A 25195-nucleotide genomic window follows, 5' to 3' on the forward strand; every position below is an offset into this window, starting at 1 on the left:
GAGTATGCTGTTATGCCTTTATCCGTTCTCAAAGTGTTGGAAGTTCTTTGCTCGAAAATAGCGATTGTGGCTGCGTTGCTGATGGCGTTAGTTATTTTTGTCGACGTGGTTGGCCGCACCGTTTTTGATACTCCTCTCGGGTTTTCATACGAGGTGGTCTCGATCTCGCTGGCTATCATGTTTTATTCGGGCCTCTACCATGTGCACAAAACCAAAGGTCATATCACGATAGATCTGCTGGATAAGTTTTATGTAGGTACCTTTGGCAAGATTATTTTCTGGTTTGTCTATCTGATTGAATGCGTCTTTTACACCACGTTGGTGATCACACTGTTTATGCAGGTGGAAGAGTCCTACAAGTTTGGTGATGTTTTCCTTTTTCTGGGTGTGATGAAGTGGAAGGTGTTACTGGCGGTGAGTGTCTTTGCCCTGATTGCCTGGGTCAGCCTGTTTGTTTCTGCGCCTAAACGAAATTCTGGTTTCTAGGACTCTGTCATGATTATTCTGATCACATTTGTAGTGCTGTTTGCGCTGCTGTTTTTACGCGTGCCTATCGCGGTCGCTACCGGCTCTGTTGGTGTTTTGGGGCTGGCTTATTATCAGGGCTGGGGAGCTGCACTGAGTCAACTGGGCAGTATCGCGTCTGAAACGGTTATCTCCTACGAATTTGCCGTTATCCCTCTGTTTATTCTGATGGGTAATATCGTTGCAAAATCCGGATTGGCCGAAGAGCTTTATGCTGCGACCTATGCACTGATAGGGCATATGCGCGGAGGTCTTGCGATTACCACCATTGGCGCCTGTGGTGGTTTCAGCACCTTCTGCGGCTCCAGTTTTGCAACCGCGGCAACCATGTCAAAAATTGCTTACCCTTCGATGATTCGCTATGGCTATAGTCAGGAGGTTGCGACAGGGGTTATCGCCGCCGGTGGAACCCTGGGGATATTGATACCCCCCTCTATCGCGCTGGTGTTTTACGGCATTATAACGGAGACCGATATCGGTCAGCTGTTTGTCGCCGGTGTTATTCCAGGCCTGATCGGTATTGTGATGTACTGTCTCGCCATCATTGTTATCTCTTATCTGAAACCAGGTAGCTGTCCTTCAGGGGAAAAAGCGACATTCAAAGAACGCTTTGCTGCGATCCGTCAGTTGTGGGCGTTTACCATGCTGGTTTCGATTGTATTAGGCGGCATTTACTTCGGATTTTTCTCCCCAACGGAGTCGGCAGCCGTCGGTGTTGTTGGCGCAATTTTTCTGACGTTCCTGCGTGGCAAGTTTGACTGGCAGCGGATGCGTGATGCACTGGAGGATAGTGCGGTGACATCCGTATCACTGATTGCGATTCTGATCGGTTCGCTGATTTTTGCCAATCTGGTGAATGTGTCTAACTTCCCTTATGACGTGGTCGACTGGATCGATAGTCTGGGGTTCGGCTTGTTAGGCGTGCTGTTCGTCATTATTGCAATATACCTGTTGCTGGGGGCTGTGCTCGAATCGATCTCTATGCTGTTGCTGACGGTGCCGGTGTTTTATCCGATTGTTTCCAGTATGGGAATGGATCTGATCTGGTTTGGCATTGTGGTGGTCGTCGCAACAGAGATCAGTCTGATCAGTCCACCGGTGGGTTTGAACTGTTTTGTGTTGAAATCGGTGCTACCAGATGTTGAGCTGAAAACTATTTTTAAAGGGGTCTTCCCCTTTGTTGTTGCAGATCTGTTTCGCTTAGCCCTGATTGTATTAGTGCCATCTATCTCTTTAATTCTGGTTCAGTAGATACTCATTGAAAGCCCTTGATTAAATCAGATCAAGAGGCTTTCAGTATTGATAGATCTGTTCGTTAACTTAATTCATACGCTCAATATGACTCTTACAACAAGAATAAATTGTGGAGGTAAGCATGGCTGTAGTGAATGCCTTTTCTTACGATACCTTTTTGAAGCAGGATGCTCTATTCGCGTTAGGAACAGTCCTTCAAAAAGAGCGCCGTAACCCTCCTCAGGCCCCACACTATATAATGAAGAAATCCCTGGGGATGATTCAGGTTTGTGTGGGCAGCTATGATCAGTTTGTCGATATTTCTGAACCTGATAGTCCCGGATGGTTTCAGTTGATAATTGTTCAGCAAGGAGGAGCTCGCCTTTGGCTCAAGAGCGATGAATTATCTCTGGGCTGTGGTGATCTTTGCCTGGTTAACACCTCAGAAAATCTGAATACGGCAGTGGATGCGGGCAGTCAGATTGTGACAATCAGAATGCCGGTTGAAACCCTGACAGAGGATGCGGTTCACCTGGGATACCATCTGAGGGCATCCGGTCTGGTGTTTAAACCGAATGTGTTTAAACTGGAACAGCTAGGTGTACTTAAGCATCAGATTCTGTCGCTGCTGGATGCTGAGCCGGGTCAGACACCTGAACAGCTGAAGGTTCAGTATCGTCATTTCTTTTCATGCTTGTTGTTGCAGCGGTTCGAGAATAACGCTGACCCATTTTATAAAGTCAGCTACTGCGAAAACCCGAAGATTGAGAAGATTCGTCGCTGGGTAATCTCTGATCCGCGTAAAGAGTATAAGCCTTTGGATCTGGCTGCCTATATTAATGTCAGTGAGAGATCGCTGTATCATCTTTTCAAAAATGAATTTGGTTTGAGTCCCCGGGTATACATCTGTCATATAAAACTTGAATGTATTTATAGAGAGTTGGTTGACCTGAAGAGTATGAAAAATATTACACAGGTAGCATTGGAATACGGCTTTAATAATCTTGGCCGATTCGCAAAGGTATATCGTGATTACTTTGGTGAGTCGCCTTCGCAAACGTGCAGGAGATGACCGGCAGAATGGTTTATTCTGCCTGTAGTCTAAGTTAAGCCGGTTGGTTTTTCCGTTTAGGGCATTTGCTTACGGGACAATTATCAGATAAAAACTCAGCCAGACGTCGGGACATCTCCCGGCGTTCTTCGAATTTATTATCAAAGTGTATCAGCGACATCGCCACAATATAGGAGTAAACCAGGTTTGCCAGATCATCAGCCCGGTCTGATGTATGGCCAAGATTGGTAAAAATACTGTTGATGAATGACAGGCGATATTTGTCGACTTCTTCTACGGCCGAACGTGCCAGTTTGTCCCGCCGGGCCCAGGCTCTGATAGAGATTTCTACTGAAGCCCCATCAAAAGAGCGTTTGCCTGTAATAGGCAGATTCATCAGTGTGGTGATCTGTTCAACCGGGTCGTTGCTGGCGCTTTGAATCCGCGCAATGACTGCTTCGGTTGCCCGCAAACGCCATTTGTCCAGAATGGAAATTAACAGATCATTACGGCTGGTAAAGTGATGATAAAAACTACCGCGGGTTATTTTCAGTTGCTTGGCAAGTTTATCGACGCGAACCTGATCAATACCGCTGGTGGCGAGTACCTGAGTGGCGGCATTTATCCATTCTTCGCGGGATAATTTTTGTGTAGTCATCTATTTATTGCAGCTCGCATGGAAGGTCAAAGACAGTGGTAAAGTAGCAACTGTGGTATGTGTGGTCAACACATTCCGGCGTTATTGGCAGGGGTTTTATTTCTATTTTTTCTGGCGCTAATCTGATGATTAAATGAACATGGAAACAAGGAGATACAGATTCTCTGGTTGGATAAGAAAGCAGCACTATTCCGGTTATATCGTCGCGGAATAGTGCTGTAGAGATCAGGTTAGTTTATCCCGGCAGGATAGGCACGGGAAGCTTTGAATTATGGATCACTTTATGCGTTATTGAATCCAGTAAAAACTGAACAACACTGCTGTGAGTACTGCAATCATATCACTATGGCATCTGCGTCGATCTCATCTGCAACATGCCGGACTTGTTTGAATCAGCGGTAATATTACTCTCTTGCTGATTTCCGGCTCAGCGATAAAGCAGTTCAGGAAGAAACAGTGATATCGGAGCAATAAGTGTGATCAATATAAGCCGGACAATATCCGCGCACCAGAAAGGGGTAACCCCTTTGAAGATGGTGCTGGCTTTGACATCTCTGAGTACCGCGCTGAGGACAAACACATTCATCCCGACGGGTGGGGTAATCAGACTGATCTCGGTGACAACCACTACGACAATACCGAACCAGACCAGATCGAATCCGAGGCTCTGCACTAAAGGGAAAAAGATAGGTACGGTCAGCAGCATCATAGAGAGGCTTTCAAACACCATTCCCAGCACAATGTAGATGCCCAGGATGATAAAAATGATTGCCATCGGCGATACATCGACACTTTGTACCAGTGTCAGCAGGTCACCCGGCAGACCTGCACGATTGATGAAATTTGAAAAGATCAGCGCGCCAATCAAAACACCGAACAGCATTGCCGAGGTTCGTGCGGTATCGGTGAGAATATCAAACAGGTTGGCCAGGGTTAGTGATCGCCGGTACAGGGCAATGACAAACGCGCCACCGGCTCCGATACCTGCTGCTTCAGTCGGGGTAAATACACCGAGGTAGATACCACCCATTACCACGCTGAACAGGATCAGCACTCCCCATACACCCTGTAGTGCCTGAATACGTTCCGGCCAGCTGAGACGCTCGCCACAGGGGCCGTCCTCCGGATTGCGCCAAACGGCGAACCGCACTGCGCAAAGGTAGAGCAGAATGCCGATAAATCCGGGGATAAACCCTGCCGCAAACAGCTCGCGGATGCTGGTTTCAGTGAGCAGGCCATAAATTACCAGGATAACGCTGGGGGGGATCAGAATACCCAGTGTACCGCCTGCCGCAATCGAGGCGGTTGCAAGTGAATCGGCATAACCGTATTTACGCATGGGCGGCATGGCGACTTTAGCCATGGTTGCCGAGGTGGCCAGGCTGGACCCACAGATTGCAGAGGAACCGCCACAAGCAACCACCGTGGCCATCGACAGACCTCCCTGCATATGTCCTAGAAAGGCGTTCGAAGCCCGGTATAACTGATGGGATAACCCCGATTTTGTGACCAGGTTGCCCATCAGAATAAACAGGGGAATAACCGATAAACTGTATTCCTGAGCGGTATTTATAACCCGTTTGGCAGCCATTGAAAGCGCACTGTTCCAGTTGAAATCTGTATAGCTGTCGAAATTCAGGCCCTGCATATAGGCAAAGCCGAAGAATCCCACGATCGCCATGGAAAAGGCGATAGGGATACGGAGGATTACAATCAGAATAAGAAGGATGGCAAAGCCAATCAGGGCAACAGTCATGCTAAATATACCTGTTTAAGGTGGTGTCGGTTAATCACGGGAAAGCCACAGCAGCCGGTAAACACCGTAGCTCAGCAGGGTGGCTGCGGTTATCCAGCTCATGAAGGCGATATATTCAACGATTAAGCCGACCGGCAATTGCAGAAATTCAGTCACCTCACTGCGTCGAAATGAACGCTCAGCCAGAAAGTAAATCTGTGTGGCGATAAAATAGAGCGATGAAGCGATCAGGAATACTGAAAATAGTCCCAGCAGTTTGATCACTGTGCGGCCCATCATCCGGTCAAGGATATCGACGACAACATGTCCTCCCCGCCAGGTAATCACCGGCATCTCGGCAAAAATCAGAATTGCCAGCGCGATTTCGGTCAGTTCCGTTGTGCCATCGATCGAATTCGATAGAAAGTAGCGGCCAACCACGTCAGAGCAGGTCAGCAGCATAAGTAAAAACAGTGTTGTTGCAGCGATCATTTCAAGGGCAAAGGCCAGCCATTTTACTGGCCCCTGCTCCTCATAATGCGCTGAGATCCAGGCGCAAAATGACATGGTTAGCGCTCACTCATGATAACTGTGGGCGATAGAACGAAGCTCTGCCAGCGCGGATTTTGCATCAACACCGCGGTCAGCTACGGAATCCAGCCAGATCTGATCCATGCCTTCAACCAGCTTGTTGAAGTCCTTGGCAAAGGCATCGTCTGCAGATACTTTGACGATGTTAACACCGGCTTCTTCAGCGGCTTTCAGGCCTTCTCTATCAGCGGAATCCCAGGCTTTACCCGCCATCGCCGACAGCTTTTCACCGGAAACACTCATGATCGCCTCACGATCCTTGTCGCTCAGGCTATCGAGGAAGTCTGGGTTGATAAAGATCGAAAAGCTACCCAGATACATACCGCCGGGCAGAGCGACAACATTGCGGGCAACTTCGTTCAGACGCAGAGTCTTCTGTTCTGCTATCGGTAAAAAGACACCGTCAACTATCCCCTGTTGCAACAATTCATAGACTTTAGGGGCCGGAGCGCCCACCGGGGTTACCCCAAGACGATTGCCAATTTCAGCAGGCACACCACCGCCGATACGGATCTTCTTACCCTTAAGGTCAGCCAGTGAGCTGATAGGTTCTATCGTCTGAATCTGGCCGGGTCCATGTACAAACACCCCTGCCACGGTCAGGCCATCATGTTCATTGGCGGCAGCAAAATATTTCTGATGCACGCGCCAGTAAGCAACAGATGCCGCTTCAGCGGAGGTCCCCATCAATGGTTCTTCAACCCCCAGCGCCAGTTTAAAACGACCCGGAACATAACCATGGTAGCTGAAGCTGGCATCGGCAACACCATCTTCGACCAGCTCAAACAGGGTTTTAGGATGGCCTAAACCATACTCGATCTCGAGTTTAACCCGGCCTTCGGTGGCTTCCTCAATCCATTTACCCCAGGTTGGCCATACCACTGCATTTTGTACATGGGTGGGGGGCAGCCAACTGGCAACGCGCATAATGGTTTCAGCGGCAGCGATATTGGTGAGGCCCATCAGTAGAGCGATCAGTGTCAGGGATTTTACTTTTTTTATTATAAACATCGGTTGTTTTCCTCAATGAATGGTTGATTGAGATAGTTAAATAAGATGGTTAATTGAGATGGTTGAATGAAATTGGTAGTACAGCCATTGATGGCATGAGTCGGTATAGCCGCGAGGCTCACCAGCAGACTATTCTGCTGGTGAGCCTGTGCGCTTATTTTTGTCTGGCCATGGTCAGTGCCAGGTCTTCAATCATATCTTCCTGTCCGCCAACGGTGCCGCGGCGCCCCAGCTCGACCAGAATGTCCCGGGCCTGAATGCCATACTTCGCTTCCGCCCGTTTGGCAAACAGCAGGAACGAGGAGTAAACACCGGCAAAGCCCAGTGTCAGCGCGTCGCGATCGACACGGATCGGCTGGTCCATCATCGGTACAATCAGGTCTTCAGCAACATCCATAATCTTGTACAGATCGATACCGTGGTCCGCTTCCATCCGTACCAGTGTTGCTACCAGCACCTCCAGTGGGGTATTACCGGCACCGGCACCTAACCCAGCCACCGAGCCATCGATACGCCCGGCACCGGCATCGATAGCGGCCAGGGAGTTGGCGACCGCCATCCCCATGTTGTGGTGGCCGTGGAAACCCACCTCAATAGAGGAATCCAGTTCAGCTCGCAGCAGACCGATCTTCTCGGTCACTTCATCCGGCAGCATGTAACCGGCGGAGTCGGTGCAGTAGATGCAGTTAGCGCCATAAGAGACCATCAGCCGCGCCTGCTCGAGAATCTTCTCCGGGCTGGCCATGTGCGCCATCATCAGGAAACCGACGGTATCCATCTCCAGTTTGGCGGCCAGACCGATGTGCTGTTCAGTGACATCGGCTTCAGTGCAGTGACTGGCAACACGGATGGTATTCACACCCAGATCTTTCGCCATGCGCAGGTGATCGACCGTGCCGATCCCGGGCAACAGCAGGGCGGAGACTTTGGCGTTTTTCAGTTTCGGAATCACCGCACCGAGATACTCTTCATCGCTGTGCGCCGGAAAACCGTAGTTTACCGAGGTGCCGCCCAGACCATCACCGTGGGTCACTTCGATCAGCGGCATACCCGCTTCATCCAGTGCCGTGGCGACATTCATCATCTGTTCCAGAGAGATCTGGTGACGCTTGGCGTGCATACCGTCCCGCAGACTCATGTCATGGAGGACTACTTTTTTACCTTTCAGATTCATTGTTTTCTCCTCCACTTAGCCGCGTGCTGGCAGGGTAATATTGCCGTTAGCGGCTTCTTCCGCAAACATCTCAGCGGTGCGCAGTCCTGCTGCGGTCATGATGTCCAGGTTGCCAGCATACTTCGGCAGATAATCACCCAGACCTTCCACTTCCATAAACATAGAGACCCGGTTGCCATCAAATACCGGGCCGTTGACCAGGTGATAACCGGGTACATATTTCTGCACCTCTTTCACCATGGCGTGAACGGAGGCGGTAATGGCCGCCTGATCCGGCTCGCCTTCCGTCAGACAGTGCACGGTGTCGCGCATCATCAGCGGTGGCTCAGCGGGGTTGATAATGATGATCGCTTTCCCTTTTTTCGCGCCGCCGACCTTCTCGACAGCACCAGCGGTGGTGCGGGTAAACTCATCGATATTTTTGCGGGTACCAGGGCCAGCAGACTTAGAGGAGACGGTAGCGATAATTTCACCGTACTCAACCGGCTGCACGCTGGACACAGCGGCGACCATCGGGATCGTTGCCTGGCCACCACAGGTGACCATGTTGACGTTCATCTCCAGATTTTGTGCGTGTGCCCGCAGGTTGACGGGTGGCACACAGAAGGGGCCAATCGCCGCCGGTGTCAGGTCGATCATGATGACGCCCAGTTCGTTCAGCTTGCGGCTGTTCTCGGCATGAACATAGGCCGAGGTAGCATCAAAAGCGACGCGGATATCATCTTCGATGACGTGCGGCAGCACCCCATCAACGCCGTCAGCGGTGGTTTTAATACCCATCTCGCGGGCGCGTTTCAGACCATCGGATTCCGGGTCGATCCCCACCATCCACACCGGTTCGATCCACTCAGACCGTTTCATCTTCATCAGCAAATCAGTACCGATATTGCCCGGCCCGATAATCACTGCTTTTAATTTTTTCATAGGGAAAATCCTTCAAACAACGAATTGTATTGGCAGCAACGCTTTGCAGAGCGGATTGCTGTCCAGTCCAGTCAGGCCTGGCTGAATTGAGTGCTGACCCGGCCAATTGATGAGATCAGCACCTCAAACTGATCGCCGGGCTCTACCGCTACCATCGGTCCCAGTGCTCCGGTCAGGACAATATCGCCCGCTTTAAGAGGGGTTCCTAACTTGCTCAGGGTGCGTGCCAGCCAGACAGCTGCATTGAGCGGGTGCCCCAGACATTCAATACCGCTGCCTGAAGAAACCCCGGTGCCGTTGCGGGTCATGGTCATATTAATCTTTGCCAGATCGATGCCACCCTGCCAGCGCAGCGCGTCACCCAGCACAAACGCACCGCTGGAGGCGTTATCAGCCACCGTATCGACAAAACTGATGTCCCAGTTATTGATGCGACTCCCGACGATCTCAATCGCCGGCATTACCCAGCCGATGGCATCGATCAGCTCAGCAAAAGTAGTATCGGTTTCGGGCAGGTCTTTGGTCAGTATGAGGGCCAGTTCCGCCTCGACTTTGGCTTGCATCACCCGGTCGACCGGAACCGTTTCGTTGTCGCCATAGCACATATCCGCAAACAGAGTGCCGAAGTCAGGCTGATCTACCCCAAGCTGTTGTTGCACTTTGACGTTAGTCAGACCGATCTTACGGCCCACAACACGACGCCCGGTATGACAGGCATGTTCAGTATTGAGCTGCTGAATTCTGTATGCCGCTTCGGCGTTGTCTTCTCCAATGATCTCCCGGATGGGGGCGACTGCTTCGTTATGAAGCTCTGCTTCACGCAGGTTTTTGGCGATCAGATCCAGATCAATTGACATCGGTGTAATCCTGTTTAAATTCGGCTGACTAAATGATATTAAGAAGGAGTGCGTTAAAAATATTGCTTCGATGCTTTAAAGCTGAAACGGAGTGCTTGTTTCTTTGGGGTTTTATTGAAATTGGCAATAAATAGCGAGACAGAAAAAATAGACAGACAGCGACAAGAATATTCATTTTGCAGCACCCAGTGAATAACTATTATTATTTTTTAATACTTATAATTATTGTGTCAGTATAAAAAAATGGTTAAGCAGGCTACAATTAAAAACTGCTGTAGTGTGCACTAAGTGCACATTCTGATATGGTCATATGAGTACTGAATCATGGAAACTGAAGAAACGGGGCAGTATAAGAATGTGCGGGGCCTTACCCGGGGGCTTGAGTTACTCTATCTGTTAAATCGCGCCCATGGTGGGGCAAAAATCCGTGATCTGGCGGACTGGAGTGGTATTCACCGCACCACCGTCCGACGACTACTGGAAACCCTGGTAGGGGAAGGTTATGTGCGGCGCAGCCCGTCTGATGACAGTTATCAGCTGACGCTTAAGGTCAGACAGCTGAGTGAAGGATTTCAGGATGCTCAGTGGATATCTCAGCTGGCTGCGCCACTATTAGGTCAGTTATTACAACAGGTTATATGGCCAACAGATCTCTGCACGCTGGATGGTGACGCGATGGTTATTCGCGAGACAACCCACCGTTTCAGCAAACTATCGTTTCACCGGGATATGGTGGGCAGGCGGCTGCCACTGCTGATGACGGCTACCGGAAGAGCTTATATTACCTACTGCCCGGAAGCTGAACGTAACGAAATACTGGAGCGGTTGCGGCAGCATAACGACAGGCAGGGAATGCATGCTAATGATGAAGATTATGTACGTCGGGTAATACGTCAGACCCGGGAACAGGGTTACGGTGCCAATAATCAGGACTGGGGAGATGAGGGAAATATTGCAGCAATTGCCCGGCCGATTATGCGTGAAGATGAAGTGGTGGGATGTTTGAACCTGGTGTATATCGCCAAAGCGATGCCCACTGAAAAAGCAGCAAAAAAATATCTGAAGAAAATTAATGATGTTATTGAGAAAATAGAGGAACAGTTATAACCACTGCTATTGTATAGCAGTGGTTATAAATATTTTAAAACAGGATTGTTAGAAAGTAATACGCCGGTATTTAATTAATGTTGCAGAAAATCCAGCACCATTCTGTTAAATGTATCTGCATGCTCCCATTGTGCCCAGTGACCACAATTATTAAAGATATGTAACTGTGCATTAGGGATGCCACGAATTAGCTTGATGCCGATATCCATTGGCACAAAACGGTCATCGCGTCCCCAGACAACCAGCGTCTCTGCCTTAATTTCTGCCAGCCGCGGACCAAAATCAGGGAACTGTTTTGGATTGGCTTCGAGACTTTTAACGAAGTTTTCCAGATGATCTTTACGGGACAACATATTGTCCAGACGCAGCTGGAACATCTCGTCGGTCAGATGGCTGCTGTCGTAAACAAACACCGACATCATCTTTTTCAGTGCTTCCAGATCGGGGTTGCGATAGAGCGCCTGAATCAGTTTGATCCCTTCCGTTGGCATCGGTACAAACTGGCTTGGCCCACCGGTACCGCCACCCATCAGAATCAGTTTGTTAACCCGTTCGGGCCAGCTGAGGGCAAAGGCCACCACGCTGTGTCCGCCCATGGAGTTACCGATCAGGTGGGCGGTTTCGATATCCAGACCGTCCATTACGCCTTTGACACAGGCGGCATTGAGATCGGAGCGGGAACCGGTGCAGACAACCGGGTCACTTTTACCCCAGCCGGGGCAGTCCAGCAAAATAATACGATAACCCTGATTAACAAAAGGCTCGATATTGCGGTTAAAGTTAGCCCAACTGGTGGCGCCGGGGCCTGAACCGTGCAGCATAATCACCACCTGCTCACCGGTCCCCAGTTCGTTGTAGTGGATCTTATAGGGATTACCTTCGGCAACAATATCGATAAATTTGCTGCTGGAGGCTTCACTGATTTCAATCGTAGTCATAGATTCTGCCTTTTAATTCGTTATGTGCGAACGCAATAAGCCCTGTATGACAGGGCCTGGTTTATCTCATTGTTTGTGCACTTACTGAGGGACGCTGCGAAAGGCTCCATTCAGATAGATCAGTGCTTCGCCATCATCCCGCTCGCAGGTGGCCATCACTTCACAGAGAAACGCATGATGGGTGCTTTCATCAAACACTTTGATCACACGGCAGTCAAAATTGGCCAGAGTGCCGTCCAGGCTGGGGGCTCCGGTCACCAGTTCACGCCATTGGCCATATTCAAAACGTGCTTCACCGTGAACCTCTTTGTTCATGCCAGCAAAGACCTTGGCAATCTCTTCCTGCTCACTGGCAAGAATGTTCACACAGAGTGCGCCGCTGTTCAAAATGATCTCACTGGCAGCGACATCTTTGTTCACGAATACAACCAGTCGGGGAGGATCAGCCGTAACCGAGCAGACCGCTGTGGCGGTCAGACCGGCTTTGTTTTCACCGTCTGATGCGCTGATGATGGTTACTCCCACTGCAAAGTGGCGCATACCGTAGCGGTGGTCGTCTGACGTCACAGTTGGCATCGCCGCTAATTTTGCGTTAGGCGTCCAGTCAAGAACCTGATTTATCTCTTTATTCATCTCTGCACCCTTTAAAATTGTTATACCGGGCAAGGGACGTGCCCCTGCCTCAGGTGTGGCTATTATTGTTTATTGGGCTTTGACGCCGAATGGATTGGGTTGTGGCAGAGGGTTACCCAGCATCTGTCCACCCAGCAGTTCGCCAATGTTGTCCTGGTTCTGAGTGATGTGGTTCGCACCCACCAGAATGTCGCGCAACTGACGCTGCATCGGGCTGGACAACCAGACGCCACGGGTTGAGGTTTTCTTGAAGATCATATGGGCGGCCTCAAAGCAGTCACCACCGGTAAACTGGTTGGTGGCGAAGGTACGCACGCGGACATCGGTGGGTACCAGCTCACCTTTTGACGCATATTTCCAGGCTTCCTCGGTGTTCATCAGCACCCGTGCTTCAGCGCCGGTGATTTTAGCCTGAGCTTCACCCAGCTTACCTTTGATGAAGGGGTCATTGACGGCAGCACCAACCGCCTGGTTGAGGTTCTGACGTGGCACCATATGTTCGATATAGAGATCAGCCATCCCTTTAGCCATACCGATGATGACTGAAGAGACCGCAGAGTAAAACACGCCGAAGAACGGCATCTTATACAGGTTGTTTACATGACCGTGGGTCTCATCACAGTAATCACCAATGACATGGCTGCGATAGGCGGGGACGAATACCTCATTAATCAGAAGCTTCTTACTACCGGTGCCCGCCAGGCCGACAACAAACCAGTCATCTTCAATCTCAAAGTCAGAGCGTTGCACCCAGAAAGAGCGGAACTCCATATTGCCTTCGGCATCGGCGACACGACCACCGAGAAAAGCGCCACCTGCCGCATGGTCACAACCGCTTGATGTCAGCCACTCGCCATTCAGAATGTATCCGCCTTCAACCGCTTTCACCGTGCCGAAAGGGGCGTAGGACGAGGATATCAGACGGCTGCTATCGTCACTCCAGAGTTCATCACCGACGGTGTTGTCCAGCAAACCGACCTCGAACGGGTGCACCCCCAATACCATCACGTTCCAGGCACTGGAAGGGCAACCGCGCGCCAGTTCGATCAGAACTTTGTTAAGCACGTTAGGGTTCATCTCATAGCCGCCCCAGCGTTTTGGTTGCAGGATGCGGAAGAAGCCTGCCTCCTGAAACGCCTGAATGGTATCTTCCGGCACCATGCGGGCTTTTTCAACGGCATCGGCTTTCTCTCTGAGCCACGGAATCATCTTAGTTGCGCGGGCTACGATCTCTTCTTCGGTTGGGATCTGGACAGTCATATTGTTCATCGATGTTCTCCTGAAATTCTATTTATTATTTGCTGGCATCAGTCCGGGTCGGATCAGGCCGACTCGGCGCTGACAACGCCATACCCGGCAATCCATTCGTTAATTGCGCGGTAATAATCTTTTCTTGCGGTTACTGATCCGGTTGCACCGATCGCAGCAAAGGCAGCCACCCAGGTGCGTACCTCGTGCGCTGAACGTCCGGCTTGTTGCGAGATCTCCTCAATGGAGAGTTCATCAATCTCGGCCACCCGGCCATCGATCAGTGTCTGGATAAAGGTCAGATCCCAGTCTGCGTTGAGCGGGGTCTGTTCGCACAGCTCACTGCCATAGATCTTACCGGCGGCGATGGTGCGTTCCTGACGGGCGGCACGGAACTCCGGGGTAGGGTTGCGTCCGGCAATCAGAAATTCAGCCACCTCTTCCGGGGCATCCGCCAGCAGCGGCACGGGAGGTTCGTGTGACAGTCCTCCGGTACCCAGGATCAGCACACGTTTATCCAGTCCCGCAATAAACTGGCCGACGATCTCGCCGAGTTTGCGGATGCGTGCGTAGGGGCAGAAGGGTGGCGCTACAGAGTTGATGATGATCGGTACCACCGGGTAACGTGTCAGACTGCCGGTCATCTCTTCCAGCGTCTGGGTGCAACCGTGATCGACCTGCAAACGGTGCGACAGGGTCATATCGATGCCGTTGGCGAAAAGGAATTTCACCAGCTCCATTGCGGTATCAGAATCAACACTCAGATGGCCAGGCAGACTGCTGTAATCACCGACAGATTCCGCCGCAGTAGCAATAACGTAGGGTGGCATCAGATCATAAAACAGGCCGTTATAGTGATCTGGTGCAAACAGGATGATCAGCTCAGGATCGAATGCTTCAACCTCGGCACGGGCCTTAGCAATCACCTCATTAACCTCATTGACGATGCTCGCGTCAGGATCGTTATAGTCTCTCAGGGGGGTGTGAGACAGACACTTCAACATTACACTCATGCGGGACTCCAGAACCTGCCGGTCAGGGGAAGGCAATGCACTTTGCTTTCCATTAATCGGCGTGTTTTCTTAGCTCTTTCCATGGGACGGTCTCAGCCCTGGAAAGGCGATTTATTATTTGAATTCTGAGATGACGCGTTGTGAGCTTTAGGTAACTCAGGCAAGTCTATGGGGGTTAACCAGGCGTCATTTCAGAGTGAGGCCAGTGTAGAGATGAGGGCTATTGCAGGGCAATAAAAAACAGTCTGATGGTGCACTTAGTGCACAGAAATAGATGTTGTCGTCAGGGGGAAGGGGTGTGAAATTCACGCTGAAACCTGACATTGTGCTTGCTTTTAGCCGCTTGCTGCACTTGCGTCAGGTAGCCCTATAGCGGTATGTTTACCACCTCAACAATCCTTGACAGTTTCTTGTTTATTCACGCTTTGATTCGGTATCACAATCGCTATGCTAACGATAATCGGTATTACCGCGCCTATTTTCCTGTTGATTCTGGTCGGCTTTGTTGCCACCCGGGTCGGTATTATTCCCCGGGAAGCGCTACCGGGGATGAGTCGCTTTGTGCTTTTTCTGGCGCTGCCGGTGCTGATGTTTCAGAAAATATCGCAACTGGATCTGGGGGTACTGATCGACCCCCAATACCTGATGGTGTACAGCTTTAGTTGCCTCGTCTCATTCGTCTCTGTTTTTTGCATTAGCCGTTTTTTGCTCAACAATAGCACCAGCTTTTCCGGCCTCAAAGGTTTTGGCAGTGCCTGCCCTAACAGTGCCTTTATCGGTTTGCCGGTGCTGTTGCAGTATTTTGCTGAAGATGCGCCGACTCAGGCGTTTGCGATGTCGCTGATGGTGGAGAATATTGTCCTGTTTCCGCTCGCCTTCGCGTTGATGGAAACCCATGGTGACACCGGTATTGGCCCGAAAAAGATCGTTATCACGGTCGCGGGTCGGCTGGTGAGGAATCCGATTATTATTGCGGTTTTTTCCGGTGTATTCGCGTCGCTGATCGGTTTTCAGGCGTCGGGATTTCTTGGCCGGGGGATGGACCTGCTGGCTGGGGCAGCAGCACCGGTGGCACTGGTCATTATTGGTGGCTCTTTGGTTGGCGCAGCGTTTAGTGCATCGTTCAAAGATATCCTCATGATTGCCAGTTTTAAACTGTTGCTACAACCGCTGATTGCATTGTGTCTGGTGATCTTCGTGGTGCCCGATATGGATCTGATGCTGAAGCTGGCGGTGGTGATCTTTTCGGCATCGCCGATGCTGAGTATCTACCCTATTGTGGGGGGGCAGTATGGTAAACAAGCCTACTGTTCCGGGGTGCTGACGGTGACTACCGTGCTGGCGTTTTTCAGTATCAGTCTGATGCTGAGTTTGCTGAGTCTGATACAGTGACAGGGCAAGCGCAGAGGATGAAGGTCAGGGATATCGAACAGCAGTTTATACGTTTGCCAGGGATGCCGCAGATGGAGCTGCGTTCTACATGGGACAGCCGACAGGGGTATAAATCCCATAGCCATCGACAGTTTTCAATCGGTCTGCTGCACTCCGGGGAGACCTGCTTCAGCTGTAAAGGCGACGAACAGAGGATCGTTGCAGGGGAGTTGGTGATCATCGAACCCGACAGGGTTCACGCCTGTAACCCCCTCGAAAATGGTAGTCGTGGCTACTATATGCTCTATATTGAGGCCAGTTGGTGTCTGCAGTGGCTATCATCCTTCTATGGATCTGACGTGACGCATTTCTATTGCGAGCAGACTCTGATCCGTGATCAGCAGGTGATTGATACCTTTCTGACCCTGGTCGAACAGTTACAGCGTCAGGATGGCGGAGTGATCCCGATAACGCTGGAGCGACTGGCCACTCAGCTGTTGCTGCCATACTGCAGCCCTGCAGAAGAGGGCAGTGACAGAGATCACCGCTGCGTTGAGCTAAAGCAGCGTTTGCTGGCCGATCTGCAACATCCTCCGGCACTGGCGGAACTTGCCGCAATCAGCGACTGTACACCGGAGGCAGTGATCAGGAGGTTCCGCCGTCATTACGGTATTACGCCAAAGGCATTGGTGAATAATGCCCGTATCGAACAGGCCAAGCTGTTGCTGCGTGAGGGGGTGCCGATTGTTGATGTGGCGGGGCAACTGGGTTTTTCCGATCAGAGTCAGTTTCACCGCACCTTTGTTAACTACACTGCGTCAACTCCGGGGCAGTATCAGCAGAGCTGATCAATTTCGCACAATCATTCGTTTGTATGCTCTGCCAAACTCCGTTTCTTGTATCTATCTGTGACGGAGGCTCTATGTCCCTTGATTATCTTATTCCTGCTGCTTTTCCCGCGTTGATTCTGGCACACTTCGTCGCGCTGTTAAGCCCGGGCCAGGATTTTTTTCTCATCAGTGCGAGTGCCGTACGCCATGGTCTGGCCGGTAGCCGTTTTATCTGCCTTGGCGTAGCGCTGGGCAATGGCGTGTATATCGCTATCGCAATACTGGGTTGGAGTGGCATTCGCGACAGCCCGCAACTATTCAGCATTATCGAAACGTTGGGGGCGATCTATCTGCTGTGGATAGGTATTCAACTGTTACGCAGTCAGGCCGGTGATTTTGTTACCGGAGATTCAGCAGGCCATGCACCCAGCATTCGACGTCAGTTGATTTCAGGGCTTAATTCGGCGTTATTGAATCCCAAAAATGCACTTTTTTATATGAGTCTGATGACCGTTATTCTCGGGCCGGATGCCACACTGGCGCAACAAATATTCTGCGGCTTGTGGATGTTTGCGACGGTGCTATGTTGGGATCTGCTACTCGCCCGGGCTATCGGTCTGCAGCGGGTCAGAAAGATGCTTGGCCAAAGTATTCATCTGATTGAACGAGGTGCTGGTGGGGTGTTGGCTGCATTGGGTATCGGATTGTTTCTGCAATCTGGCCGATAGCCACTACAGTCTTTATGATTCAGCGGTTACTATGTGGCTCTTATCTGTTCAGAGGGAGCACCATGCCATCAATTATTCGTGTCAGCGGCCTGACGAAAACCTATGACTCCGGTTTTACGGCACTCCAGAATATCGATCTGGAGATTCACCGGGGGGAGATTTTCGCTCTGTTGGGGCCAAACGGCGCAGGAAAGACCACCCTGATCAGTATTATCTGCGGTATCAGCAGCCCCTCGGAAGGCACCGTGCTGGCCGATGGCTTCGATATCGTCAAAGACTATCGTGCGGCGCGCAGTAAGATCGGTCTGGTGCCGCAGGAGCTGTGCAGCGATGCCTTTGAAAATGTCTGGTCGGCAGTCAGCTTCAGCCGGGGTTTGTTTGGTAAGCCCGCTAACCCCGAGTTCATTGAAAAACTACTGCGCCAGTTGTCTTTGTGGGATAAAAAAGATGCGCAGATGCGGGAGCTGTCCGGGGGGATGAAACGCCGGGTGATGATTGCCAAGGCGCTCTCCCATGAGCCGGATATTCTGTTTCTCGATGAGCCCACCGCCGGCGTGGATGTCGAACTGCGTAAAGATATGTGGCAGATGGTTCGGGAGCTACGAGAGCAGGGCGTTACCATTATCCTGACAACGCACTATATCGAAGAAGCGGAAGAGATGGCGGACCGCATCGGTGTTATCCGTAAAGGTAAGATTTTGCTGGTGGAGGAGAAGCAGGCGCTGATGGATAAACTGGGCAGTAAGTTGCTGAGTATTCGTCTGCAGCAACCCGTCAGTGAAGTCCCGGAAGCGCTGGCGGAGTTCAGTCTGCAGTTGGCAGAGGATGGCGATACCCTTTGTTACCGTTACGACAGTCGTCAGGAGAGCGACAGCATCGCCCGGTTATTGCGCAAGCTGACCGAGCAGGGGCTGGAGATCCGTGATCTGCACTCCAGTGAAAGTTCACTGGAGCAGATCTTTGTCAGTCTGGTTCACGAGAAGGAGCAGTAAGATGAATCTGTATGCAATCCGGGCGATCTATAAATTTGAGATGGCGCGTACCTTCCGTACCCTGATGCAGAGTATTGCCTCTCCGGTGCTGTCTACCTCGCTTTACTTTATTGTGTTCGGTACCGCGATCGGATCCCGTATGGGTAATATTGAGGGGATCAGCTATGGTGCCTTTATTATTCCGGGACTGGTGATGCTGTCTCTGCTGAGTGAGAGTATCTCCAACGCGTCGTTTGGTATCTTCTTTCCCAAGTTTTCCGGCACTATCTATGAAGTCTTATCCGCACCGGTCTCTTCGATGGAGATTGTGATCGGTTATGTCGGCGCTGCCGCCACTAAATCGGTGACCCTGGGATTGCTGATTCTGCTGACTGCCCAGCTGTTTGTTGATTACCATATTCAACATCCTGTCTGGATGCTGGCATTTCTGATCCTGACTGCGGTGACCTTTAGTCTGTTCGGTTTCATTATCGGTATCTGGGCCGATGATTTTCAGAAACTTCAGGTGATACCGCTGATGGTTATCACGCCGCTGACCTTTCTCGGGGGCGCGTTTTATTCTATCAGTATGCTGCCGGAACCCTGGCAGACGCTGACGCTGTTTAATCCGGTCGTTTATCTGATCAGTGGTTTTCGCTGGGCGTTTTACGGAGTTGCAGACGTCAATGTGGCGGTCAGTCTGGGGATGACGATGGTGTTTCTGCTGATCTGTCTGACGGTGGTGTGGTGGATCTTTCGTACCGGATATCGGATCAGAACTTAATCATTATGCGGGCAGGTAACCGGAGTTTTGGAAGCTGAGAAGCTGATTTCAGAGGTCAGGGGAGGTATCAGTTCAGTTGAAAATTTAAGCAGTGACAGTTTAGCGTATCTGCAGCGTAACCCGGTTGTCCAATAGTGGAAGTTGCCGGGCTAAGCTGCATTTTCACCAGCATCCTATCAATGCCCGAAAACGGAGTCAGTAGCCTGAACAGGCTTGGCCTTGAACAGGTTCAGTGCTGCGACAAAAATAGCCTTAATATTTGCTTTTCTTGCCTGACGCTTCTCGAGAATACGGGCTTGTTCCATTTCACGAGCCATACGCAGGAAATATTCACGCTCAGTTTCTGGCTGGTTCTGTTGCTGTTTGTTGTAAAGGTCGATGTAGTAGAAGGTAGTTAGCATGATCTTATCTCTCATTATGCACATTATTGGTGCGTTTGTGATGCAGTCATTCTTTAATTGCATACTGTTAGTGCAAACTTTGTTTACGCGCGCAGATTATCCAGAATTGCTTCCAGTGACAAAGTATACTTTTTCATCTGAATGATGAATTATTCTAATCATTTATATTTTCTCGTTATATCAGTCTGTAGCTTATAGATAGCTATAGTGGCGTTCTCTCTTTTTTTGGCTGAAATTTGAGCTGAGCTGTGCTGTTTATAGAAAGGAGGGACGGGGTTCTGAATGGTGTAATTTTGTGACCTATCTTGGTGCATTTGTGTTTTGCATCATCCCCGCTGGTTGGTAAATCACAGCAATTTATTGTTTGCCTGGTAGATAGATGGGCAAAAAATCAAGAAGTTAGCTCCGGTTGTAGTCGACAATTGCTGTCCCTGGTTTCCTTATCTGCTTCTGCATTGTGAACAATAACGGGCACACGTTTCCTTGCGGATGATCGACTCTGGCGGCTTGATACATTTCGTTATTTCTGAGAAAGATTGCAGCAAAACTCCTGTTGTTAAATGGCTGTTGCGCAACGCTGTCCTGCCGGGTGAGAGAACCGGTCAGGAGTTAGCAACCTGGTTTGTCCCGATCTGACAAACACAGCAATAATAATGACAGGAATAACAATAATGCCGTTAAAGACTCGAGAGTTCGGTGCTGAGCAGCCCTACTGGCCTGCAGGTCCTTTTAAAATAAGACTACCTTTTATTCACTACCGCTGGGAAACCCCTGAGATGATTCAGGGGTTAATCATGTTTGTGGTTGGCCTGGCGATGATTCCGCTGCTGGAAAAATATCTGGGGATGCCCTATGAAGCGGCCCTGGCATTCACCTTTGTTGCTGGGTTGGGATATATCCTGCCAGCGTTGTTGGGGGTGCCGCTGGTGCCTGGCTGGATAACCCCGGCAATACCGGTGGTTCTGCTCTATCTGAAAGGGTTTGAGCCGGGGCCGGATGCGATTAAAGCGATGTTTGCGCTGCAACTGGAAGTGACCTTTATCTTTCTGTTTCTGGGGGTAACCCGACTCGGTTCAAAGCTGGTGGATATCATCCCCAATTCACTGAAATCCGGTATTATTATCGGTGCCGGTATCGCGGCGATGATGGGCGAGCTGAAAGTGGGTGGTCGTATTGACGCAACACCGGTGTCCCTGATTATCGGTTCGCTGATCTCGGCCTATGTGCTGTTCTCCCTCTCTTTTAAAAACGTGGTCGACAGTAATCCGCTGGCGAAGAAAATTGCCAATTTCGGTATGGTGCCGGGGATGATTCTGGCGATGGTTGTTGGCTGGAGTGTGGGCGAATATCCACTGCCGGATATTCAGTGGGGCATTACTCACCCGGACTTTGCACTGATGTGGCAGTATCTTACCTTTACCGTTGGTTTTCCCGGATGGGATGTTTTCCTGCTGGCGATTCCTACCGCTGTGATCGCCTATGTGATCGCCTTTGGTGACATTATTGTCGGCTTTACCCTGGTGAAGCGGGTTGATCATCTGCGTTCAGATGAGAGTATTGAAGACAGTGTCGACCGGGTGCATCTGGTGACCGCTATGCGTAACTGTCTGCATGCATTTCTGGCGCCCTGGCCGGGTCTTGCAGGTCCGCTGTGGACCGCAGCCCATGCGACGGTTGCGGAGCGTTATGCGATGGGTCGCAAGGCGATGGATTCGATCTACAGCGGGGGCGGCACGTTCTGGCTAACCGGCCTGGTCGCACTGTTTGTGTTACCGCTGGTCACCCTGTTTAAACCGGTACTGCCCATCGCGCTTTCGCTGACGCTGGTGCTGACCGCTTATATCTGCATCATGGTGGGTATGGAACAGCTGAAAAACTCTGTCGAGCGGGGCGTAGCGGGTATCGTTGCGGTAACCCTGGCGATGCCCGATCCCAAGTCAACAGTGTATGCGGTGGCAATCGGTCTGATTCTCTACTTCCTGATCGAGAGGCCAAAGCTACTGGGTAAGCACAATCCTGCCGATGAGGTGATCTTTGCCGACGGTGAAGAGGAATCTCAGGGGCAGGCCGCCAGGGCTGCCGCTAAAGAGGCGGCAGCTAAGTCACCATCAGAAACGGTTTAGTCAGCGGGCTGAGGACTTTGTCTCAACTGGTTAAATAAGAACCCCCAGTAAGACCAACCCGGCATCTGCCGGGTTTTTTCTGGCTTATTCTGCTGAGCAGATGTTCAGGGGGTCCAACTGACATCGGTGGTGAGGATATAGCCTACGCCGTAGATGGTTTTGATGATCTCAGGGTTTTTTGGGTCCTGCTCAATTTTCTTGCGCACCCTGGACATTCTGACATCGATGCTGCGGTCAAACGGACCGGTAGTTTCCCCCATCAACTGATCTCTTGAAAGAATGGTTTTTGGCGCTTTCAGCAACCTGATCAGCAGTACATGCTCCGCTGAGCTGAGTTCTGATTGTTTGCCATCGCCGGTGATCAGGGTCAGTGTTTTGGGGTCATATCTCAGGTTGGCAAATTGGGCGGTGCGGGTCTCTGTTTTGGGATCAGGCCCGCTGTTTTCCAACCGACGGAGCAGGCTGTTCACCCGGGCGACCAGCTCCCGGGGGATAAAGGGTTTGACGATATAGTCATCAGCACCGAGTTCCAGTCCCAGGACTTTGTCGGGGACGCTGTTACGCCCTGAGAGGATCATAACGCCAACACTGTGTTTGTCGCACAGCTGCTTAACCAGCTCCATACCGTCCATATCGGGCAGGCCCAGATCGATAATACAGAGGGCTGGTGGCCGGGTGCGGATGGCATGGCAGGCCTGTGCCCCGGTGGTAAAACTGCGCACCGAATAGCCAAACTGTTCCAGCTCCAGGCTGACCATCTGGCAGATATCCTTCTCATCATCGATTACGTAGATCATTTTATTATTATTCAAGGTTTGCCTCCGCAAAGAGAGAAGCGGTCAGGGAGTTTAATCCAACCCGGCATAGCGCTTCTCACTATCATGAAATGCCTTTTTCAATTCCGCAATCCCAAAGGGTTTGCTCAGCAGCAGAAAGGCCGGATTGATCGGCTTATCACCGCTTTGCTGGTAAGAATATCCACTGATCAGGATAATTCTGCAACGGTTATGTTGCTGATGCAGCCAGTCTGCCAGTTCAATGCCGTTGAGGTTGCCCGGCAGCATGACGTCTGAAACCAGCGCATGGAGTTCCGGTAGCAGAGGGATCAGACGCCGCGCTTCTTCAGCACTATGGGTGTCGATCACATCAAATCCCAGGTCGATCAGTTGCTGACGCACCACCGAGCGGACATCCGGATCATCTTCGACCAGGCATACCAGCTTGCCCTCCTGCTTCAGCGTGTTCTCTTGTGCGCCGGGGTGATCATTTAACCTCTCTTCTCTGGCTGCTTTTGCCGGCAGCAGAAGGGTGATAGTAGCGCCCCGGTGGGCGGCGTTCTGAATGCTGATATAGCCTTTTGACTGCTTAACAAAACCGTACACCATACTCAGACCCAAACCGGAACCTGCACCATTGCTTTTGCTGGTAAAGAAAGGTTCAAAACACTGTTGCAACGCCTGATCGGAGAAGCCCGTGCCGGTGTCGCTGATACAGATTTCGCAGTAATTACCGGGCGTTACCAGCTCGTCCATGATCAGACGATGCTGCACCGCTATACTCTGGGTTGTGAAGCTGATTTCGCCCCCCTCTGGCATCGCATCCCGGGCGTTGAACACCAGATTGACCAGGGCATCCTCAAGCCTGCCCGGATCTGCAAACGGCTGCAGCTCTGACGGAGTGTTATTGATGCGGATCGTGATATTGTCCGGCAGCGAGCTGGACAGCAGTTCAAGGGAGTCTTTGAGCATCTGCCCGATATTAATCAGCGTTGGCGAGAGCGGTTGTCGACGGGAGAATGACAGTAGCCGGCTGGTGATGTCTGCGCCGCGTCGGGTGGCTCGGATGGCGGGTTCAAGATAACGTTGTAGCTGATCATCCCCGCTGTAGCGGTCACCCACCGAGTGCAGGTTGCCAAGTATAATGGTCAGCAGGTTATTAAAATCGGGTATCCGGATTATAGGGTTGAAACAGGGCTATAAACGCCCTGCCTCGATCTCCCGTACCAGTGTTGACATATCTGCGCCGTAGTTGGTCAATGGGCCAGTTTCAGCAACGCCATAGAACGGCATCCTGCCCATAGCCCCCTCGGGTATCCGTTGCCGCTGATAGCGGGGCTTCTTGATCTTCTGAAAACCCTCAGTAAACAGTATCTTGGCTCGCAGCGCTTCAAAGCTGTAGCCACGGCCCACACGATTCACAACACGGATCAGGTTGTTCAGTGACTCGGTGTAGGCGTTGGTAATGGGGTGGTCGAAGTAAGCGAAAATGTCATCGTGCCAGTTGACCATCGCTTTGATCAGCGGATCGAAGTGAGTCATCATTTCCGGCGTAATCTGTCGCAGCCAGGAGTAATATGCCTCCTGTGCCTGGTGCCGGGTCTGACAGTCCCAAATCTCGAAAAAGGCTTCTTTCAGTTCGTAGGCTTGGCCGATCTCTGGATAGTTCAACGTCCAGCCAGAGAAGCGCATGTATTCCGCATCTGTCAGCTCGTGACGGCGTTTCAGCAAGACGAACCTATCACGCATCAACCCACGGCGCTGCTGCGCTGTTAGATCGCTTCTGATGGCCTTACGAGCACGTTCCAGAGATTCGTTCGCCATCCTGACAACGTGGAATTTGTCGATGATAACTGTGGCGTCAGGGATCATGGTTTCTACCGCTTGCCGGTACGGTCTCCACATATCCATTGCTACATAGCGTACCTGGTCGCGGTCAGTGCGTTTGCTCAGATAGCGCGTAACCGTCGTTTTGTTTCGGTTATCCAGCATATCAACGATGGTCTGCTGCTCGATGTTGGTAATCACGCAGCGCGGTTTGATGATGTGGATTTCATCAATTCCCAGCCACTGCGGCATCTCGAATTTGAGCGTTTTTTCCAGCCGCTCGCAGTAGTCGTTGAAAATGTTGCGGACGGTTTTTTCATCGACCCCAACATCCTCAGCAACGCCCGAGAACGTCCGCCGTAGGCTCTCGCGCTCGATGTACTGAATCAGGCGGTGGGTCATCTGCCGCTTGTCGTCTTTGTGCGGTACAGGCTCCAGAAACGTCTTCCGGCAGGACTGGCAGCGATAGCGACGGCGGTTAAGCATAATACCCGTTCGTTTGCCGTGGACTGGGGTGTCCATGACCACCTCATCACGTCGGCCAAAGCCAACGATTTCAGGATGATTGCAGTGGGGGCAGTGTGTGGGCGGCTTGGCAACCTCAGCTTGTACTTGATAATCGTGCTCAAGCTCTGCCACATTGACTACGTTGTAGTCAGGCCAATTCAAAATATTTGTCATAGTCA

The 25195-nt window shown here is 51.1% G+C and carries 25 protein-coding genes; 10 read left to right on the forward strand and 15 right to left on the reverse strand.

Features of this window, described 5'->3' with window-relative positions; translation table 11 throughout:
* The first annotated feature begins 12 nt into the window (after positions 1 to 12).
* The 3 genes from OCU43_RS06010 (at position 13) to OCU43_RS06020 (ending at position 2830) form a co-directional block, all read left to right on the forward strand.
* Positions 13 to 486, forward strand: a complete 474-nt coding sequence (locus tag OCU43_RS06010) for a TRAP transporter small permease (RefSeq protein WP_091362278.1) — start codon at positions 13 to 15, stop codon at positions 484 to 486.
* 9 nt (positions 487 to 495) lie between these two features.
* Positions 496 to 1776 (forward strand): TRAP transporter large permease, encoded by a 1281-nt coding sequence (locus OCU43_RS06015; RefSeq protein ID WP_091362277.1) that lies wholly within the window; start codon positions 496 to 498, stop codon positions 1774 to 1776.
* A 241-nt stretch (positions 1777 to 2017) separates the two neighbouring features.
* Complete coding sequence (locus OCU43_RS06020) at positions 2018 to 2830, forward strand: AraC family transcriptional regulator (protein ID WP_175483635.1); 813 nt, start codon at positions 2018 to 2020, stop codon at positions 2828 to 2830.
* Between the two features lie 34 nt (positions 2831 to 2864).
* Here the strand turns inward: OCU43_RS06020 and OCU43_RS06025 are convergent, their stop codons facing one another.
* The 7 genes from OCU43_RS06025 to mhpD all read right to left on the reverse strand — a co-directional run bounded on the left by OCU43_RS06025 (position 2865) and on the right by mhpD (position 9759).
* Complete coding sequence (locus OCU43_RS06025; RefSeq protein WP_091362275.1) at positions 2865 to 3467, reverse strand: TetR/AcrR family transcriptional regulator; 603 nt, start codon at positions 3465 to 3467, stop codon at positions 2865 to 2867.
* Positions 3468 to 3894: 427 nt separating this feature from the next.
* Entirely contained in the window at positions 3895 to 5223 is a 1329-nt protein-coding gene (locus OCU43_RS06030; protein WP_091362274.1) for a TRAP transporter large permease, read from the reverse strand.
* 30 nt (positions 5224 to 5253) lie between these two features.
* The gene (locus OCU43_RS06035) at positions 5254 to 5769 is read right to left on the reverse strand and encodes a TRAP transporter small permease (RefSeq protein WP_091362273.1); all 516 of its coding nucleotides are present in this window, start codon (positions 5767 to 5769) and stop codon (positions 5254 to 5256) included.
* A gap of 9 nt (positions 5770 to 5778) precedes the next feature.
* Positions 5779 to 6804 (reverse strand): TRAP transporter substrate-binding protein, encoded by a 1026-nt coding sequence (locus OCU43_RS06040; protein ID WP_091362272.1) that lies wholly within the window; start codon positions 6802 to 6804, stop codon positions 5779 to 5781.
* A gap of 154 nt (positions 6805 to 6958) precedes the next feature.
* On the reverse strand, positions 6959 to 7978 hold the full coding sequence (dmpG, locus tag OCU43_RS06045; protein WP_261832994.1) for a 4-hydroxy-2-oxovalerate aldolase: 1020 nt from the start codon (positions 7976 to 7978) through the stop codon (positions 6959 to 6961).
* Between the two features lie 15 nt (positions 7979 to 7993).
* Entirely contained in the window at positions 7994 to 8902 is a 909-nt protein-coding gene (locus OCU43_RS06050) for an acetaldehyde dehydrogenase (acetylating) (RefSeq protein ID WP_091352256.1), read from the reverse strand.
* Positions 8903 to 8973: 71 nt separating this feature from the next.
* Positions 8974 to 9759 carry a 2-keto-4-pentenoate hydratase gene (gene mhpD, locus OCU43_RS06055; RefSeq protein ID WP_091352259.1) on the reverse strand — a complete coding sequence of 262 codons (786 nt, stop codon included), beginning with the start codon at positions 9757 to 9759 and terminating at the stop codon, positions 8974 to 8976.
* A 324-nt stretch (positions 9760 to 10083) separates the two neighbouring features.
* On the opposite strand from mhpD, the gene OCU43_RS06060 reads away from it, so the two are divergent.
* Positions 10084 to 10866, forward strand: a complete 783-nt coding sequence (locus OCU43_RS06060; protein ID WP_091352262.1) for a DNA-binding transcriptional regulator — start codon at positions 10084 to 10086, stop codon at positions 10864 to 10866.
* A gap of 74 nt (positions 10867 to 10940) precedes the next feature.
* On the opposite strand, the gene OCU43_RS06065 is transcribed toward OCU43_RS06060, so the two are convergent.
* The 4 genes from OCU43_RS06065 to OCU43_RS06080 form a co-directional block, all read right to left on the reverse strand.
* Entirely contained in the window at positions 10941 to 11804 is an 864-nt protein-coding gene (locus tag OCU43_RS06065; RefSeq protein ID WP_091352265.1) for an alpha/beta fold hydrolase, read from the reverse strand.
* Between the two features lie 81 nt (positions 11805 to 11885).
* Positions 11886 to 12437, reverse strand: coding sequence for a flavin reductase family protein (locus OCU43_RS06070; RefSeq protein WP_091352267.1), 552 nt, complete (start codon positions 12435 to 12437; stop codon positions 11886 to 11888).
* A gap of 69 nt (positions 12438 to 12506) precedes the next feature.
* Positions 12507 to 13706: an acyl-CoA dehydrogenase family protein gene (locus tag OCU43_RS06075; protein ID WP_091352270.1), complete on the reverse strand. Its 1200-nt coding sequence runs from the start codon at positions 13704 to 13706 to the stop codon at positions 12507 to 12509.
* Positions 13707 to 13759: 53 nt separating this feature from the next.
* Positions 13760 to 14698, reverse strand: coding sequence for a 3-carboxyethylcatechol 2,3-dioxygenase (locus OCU43_RS06080; RefSeq protein WP_091352272.1), 939 nt, complete (start codon positions 14696 to 14698; stop codon positions 13760 to 13762).
* 447 nt (positions 14699 to 15145) lie between these two features.
* Here OCU43_RS06080 and OCU43_RS06085 point away from each other — a divergent pair, with 447 nt between their 5' ends.
* The 5 genes from OCU43_RS06085 (at position 15146) to OCU43_RS06105 (ending at position 19382) form a co-directional block, all read left to right on the forward strand.
* On the forward strand, positions 15146 to 16090 hold the full coding sequence (locus tag OCU43_RS06085; protein ID WP_091352274.1) for an AEC family transporter: 945 nt from the start codon (positions 15146 to 15148) through the stop codon (positions 16088 to 16090).
* Positions 16091 to 16107: 17 nt separating this feature from the next.
* Complete coding sequence (locus OCU43_RS06090; protein ID WP_091352279.1) at positions 16108 to 16917, forward strand: helix-turn-helix transcriptional regulator; 810 nt, start codon at positions 16108 to 16110, stop codon at positions 16915 to 16917.
* Positions 16918 to 16991: 74 nt separating this feature from the next.
* Positions 16992 to 17627: a LysE family translocator gene (locus tag OCU43_RS06095; protein WP_091352281.1), complete on the forward strand. Its 636-nt coding sequence runs from the start codon at positions 16992 to 16994 to the stop codon at positions 17625 to 17627.
* A gap of 62 nt (positions 17628 to 17689) precedes the next feature.
* Positions 17690 to 18619 (forward strand): ABC transporter ATP-binding protein, encoded by a 930-nt coding sequence (locus OCU43_RS06100; protein WP_091352285.1) that lies wholly within the window; start codon positions 17690 to 17692, stop codon positions 18617 to 18619.
* A 1-nt stretch (position 18620) separates the two neighbouring features.
* On the forward strand, positions 18621 to 19382 hold the full coding sequence (locus tag OCU43_RS06105; RefSeq protein WP_091352288.1) for an ABC transporter permease: 762 nt from the start codon (positions 18621 to 18623) through the stop codon (positions 19380 to 19382).
* 176 nt (positions 19383 to 19558) lie between these two features.
* Here the strand turns inward: OCU43_RS06105 and OCU43_RS06110 are convergent, their stop codons facing one another.
* Positions 19559 to 19783, reverse strand: coding sequence for a hypothetical protein (locus OCU43_RS06110; RefSeq protein ID WP_139203110.1), 225 nt, complete (start codon positions 19781 to 19783; stop codon positions 19559 to 19561).
* 671 nt (positions 19784 to 20454) lie between these two features.
* Here OCU43_RS06110 and OCU43_RS06115 point away from each other — a divergent pair.
* Complete coding sequence (locus tag OCU43_RS06115; RefSeq protein ID WP_091352293.1) at positions 20455 to 21906, forward strand: xanthine/uracil/vitamin C permease; 1452 nt, start codon at positions 20455 to 20457, stop codon at positions 21904 to 21906.
* 104 nt (positions 21907 to 22010) lie between these two features.
* Here the strand turns inward: OCU43_RS06115 and OCU43_RS06120 are convergent, their stop codons facing one another.
* The 3 genes from OCU43_RS06120 to OCU43_RS06130 form a co-directional block, all read right to left on the reverse strand.
* Complete coding sequence (locus OCU43_RS06120) at positions 22011 to 22718, reverse strand: response regulator transcription factor (protein WP_245756465.1); 708 nt, start codon at positions 22716 to 22718, stop codon at positions 22011 to 22013.
* 36 nt (positions 22719 to 22754) lie between these two features.
* Positions 22755 to 23804 carry an ATP-binding protein gene (locus OCU43_RS06125; RefSeq protein WP_261832995.1) on the reverse strand — a complete coding sequence of 350 codons (1050 nt, stop codon included), beginning with the start codon at positions 23802 to 23804 and terminating at the stop codon, positions 22755 to 22757.
* A 75-nt stretch (positions 23805 to 23879) separates the two neighbouring features.
* Positions 23880 to 25148: an ISL3 family transposase gene (locus tag OCU43_RS06130; protein WP_217647410.1), complete on the reverse strand. Its 1269-nt coding sequence runs from the start codon at positions 25146 to 25148 to the stop codon at positions 23880 to 23882.
* Positions 25149 to 25195: the final 47 nt, after the last annotated feature.

Source organism: Amphritea atlantica, assembly GCF_024347255.1.
Taxonomy (GTDB): domain Bacteria; phylum Pseudomonadota; class Gammaproteobacteria; order Pseudomonadales; family Balneatricaceae; genus Amphritea; species Amphritea atlantica.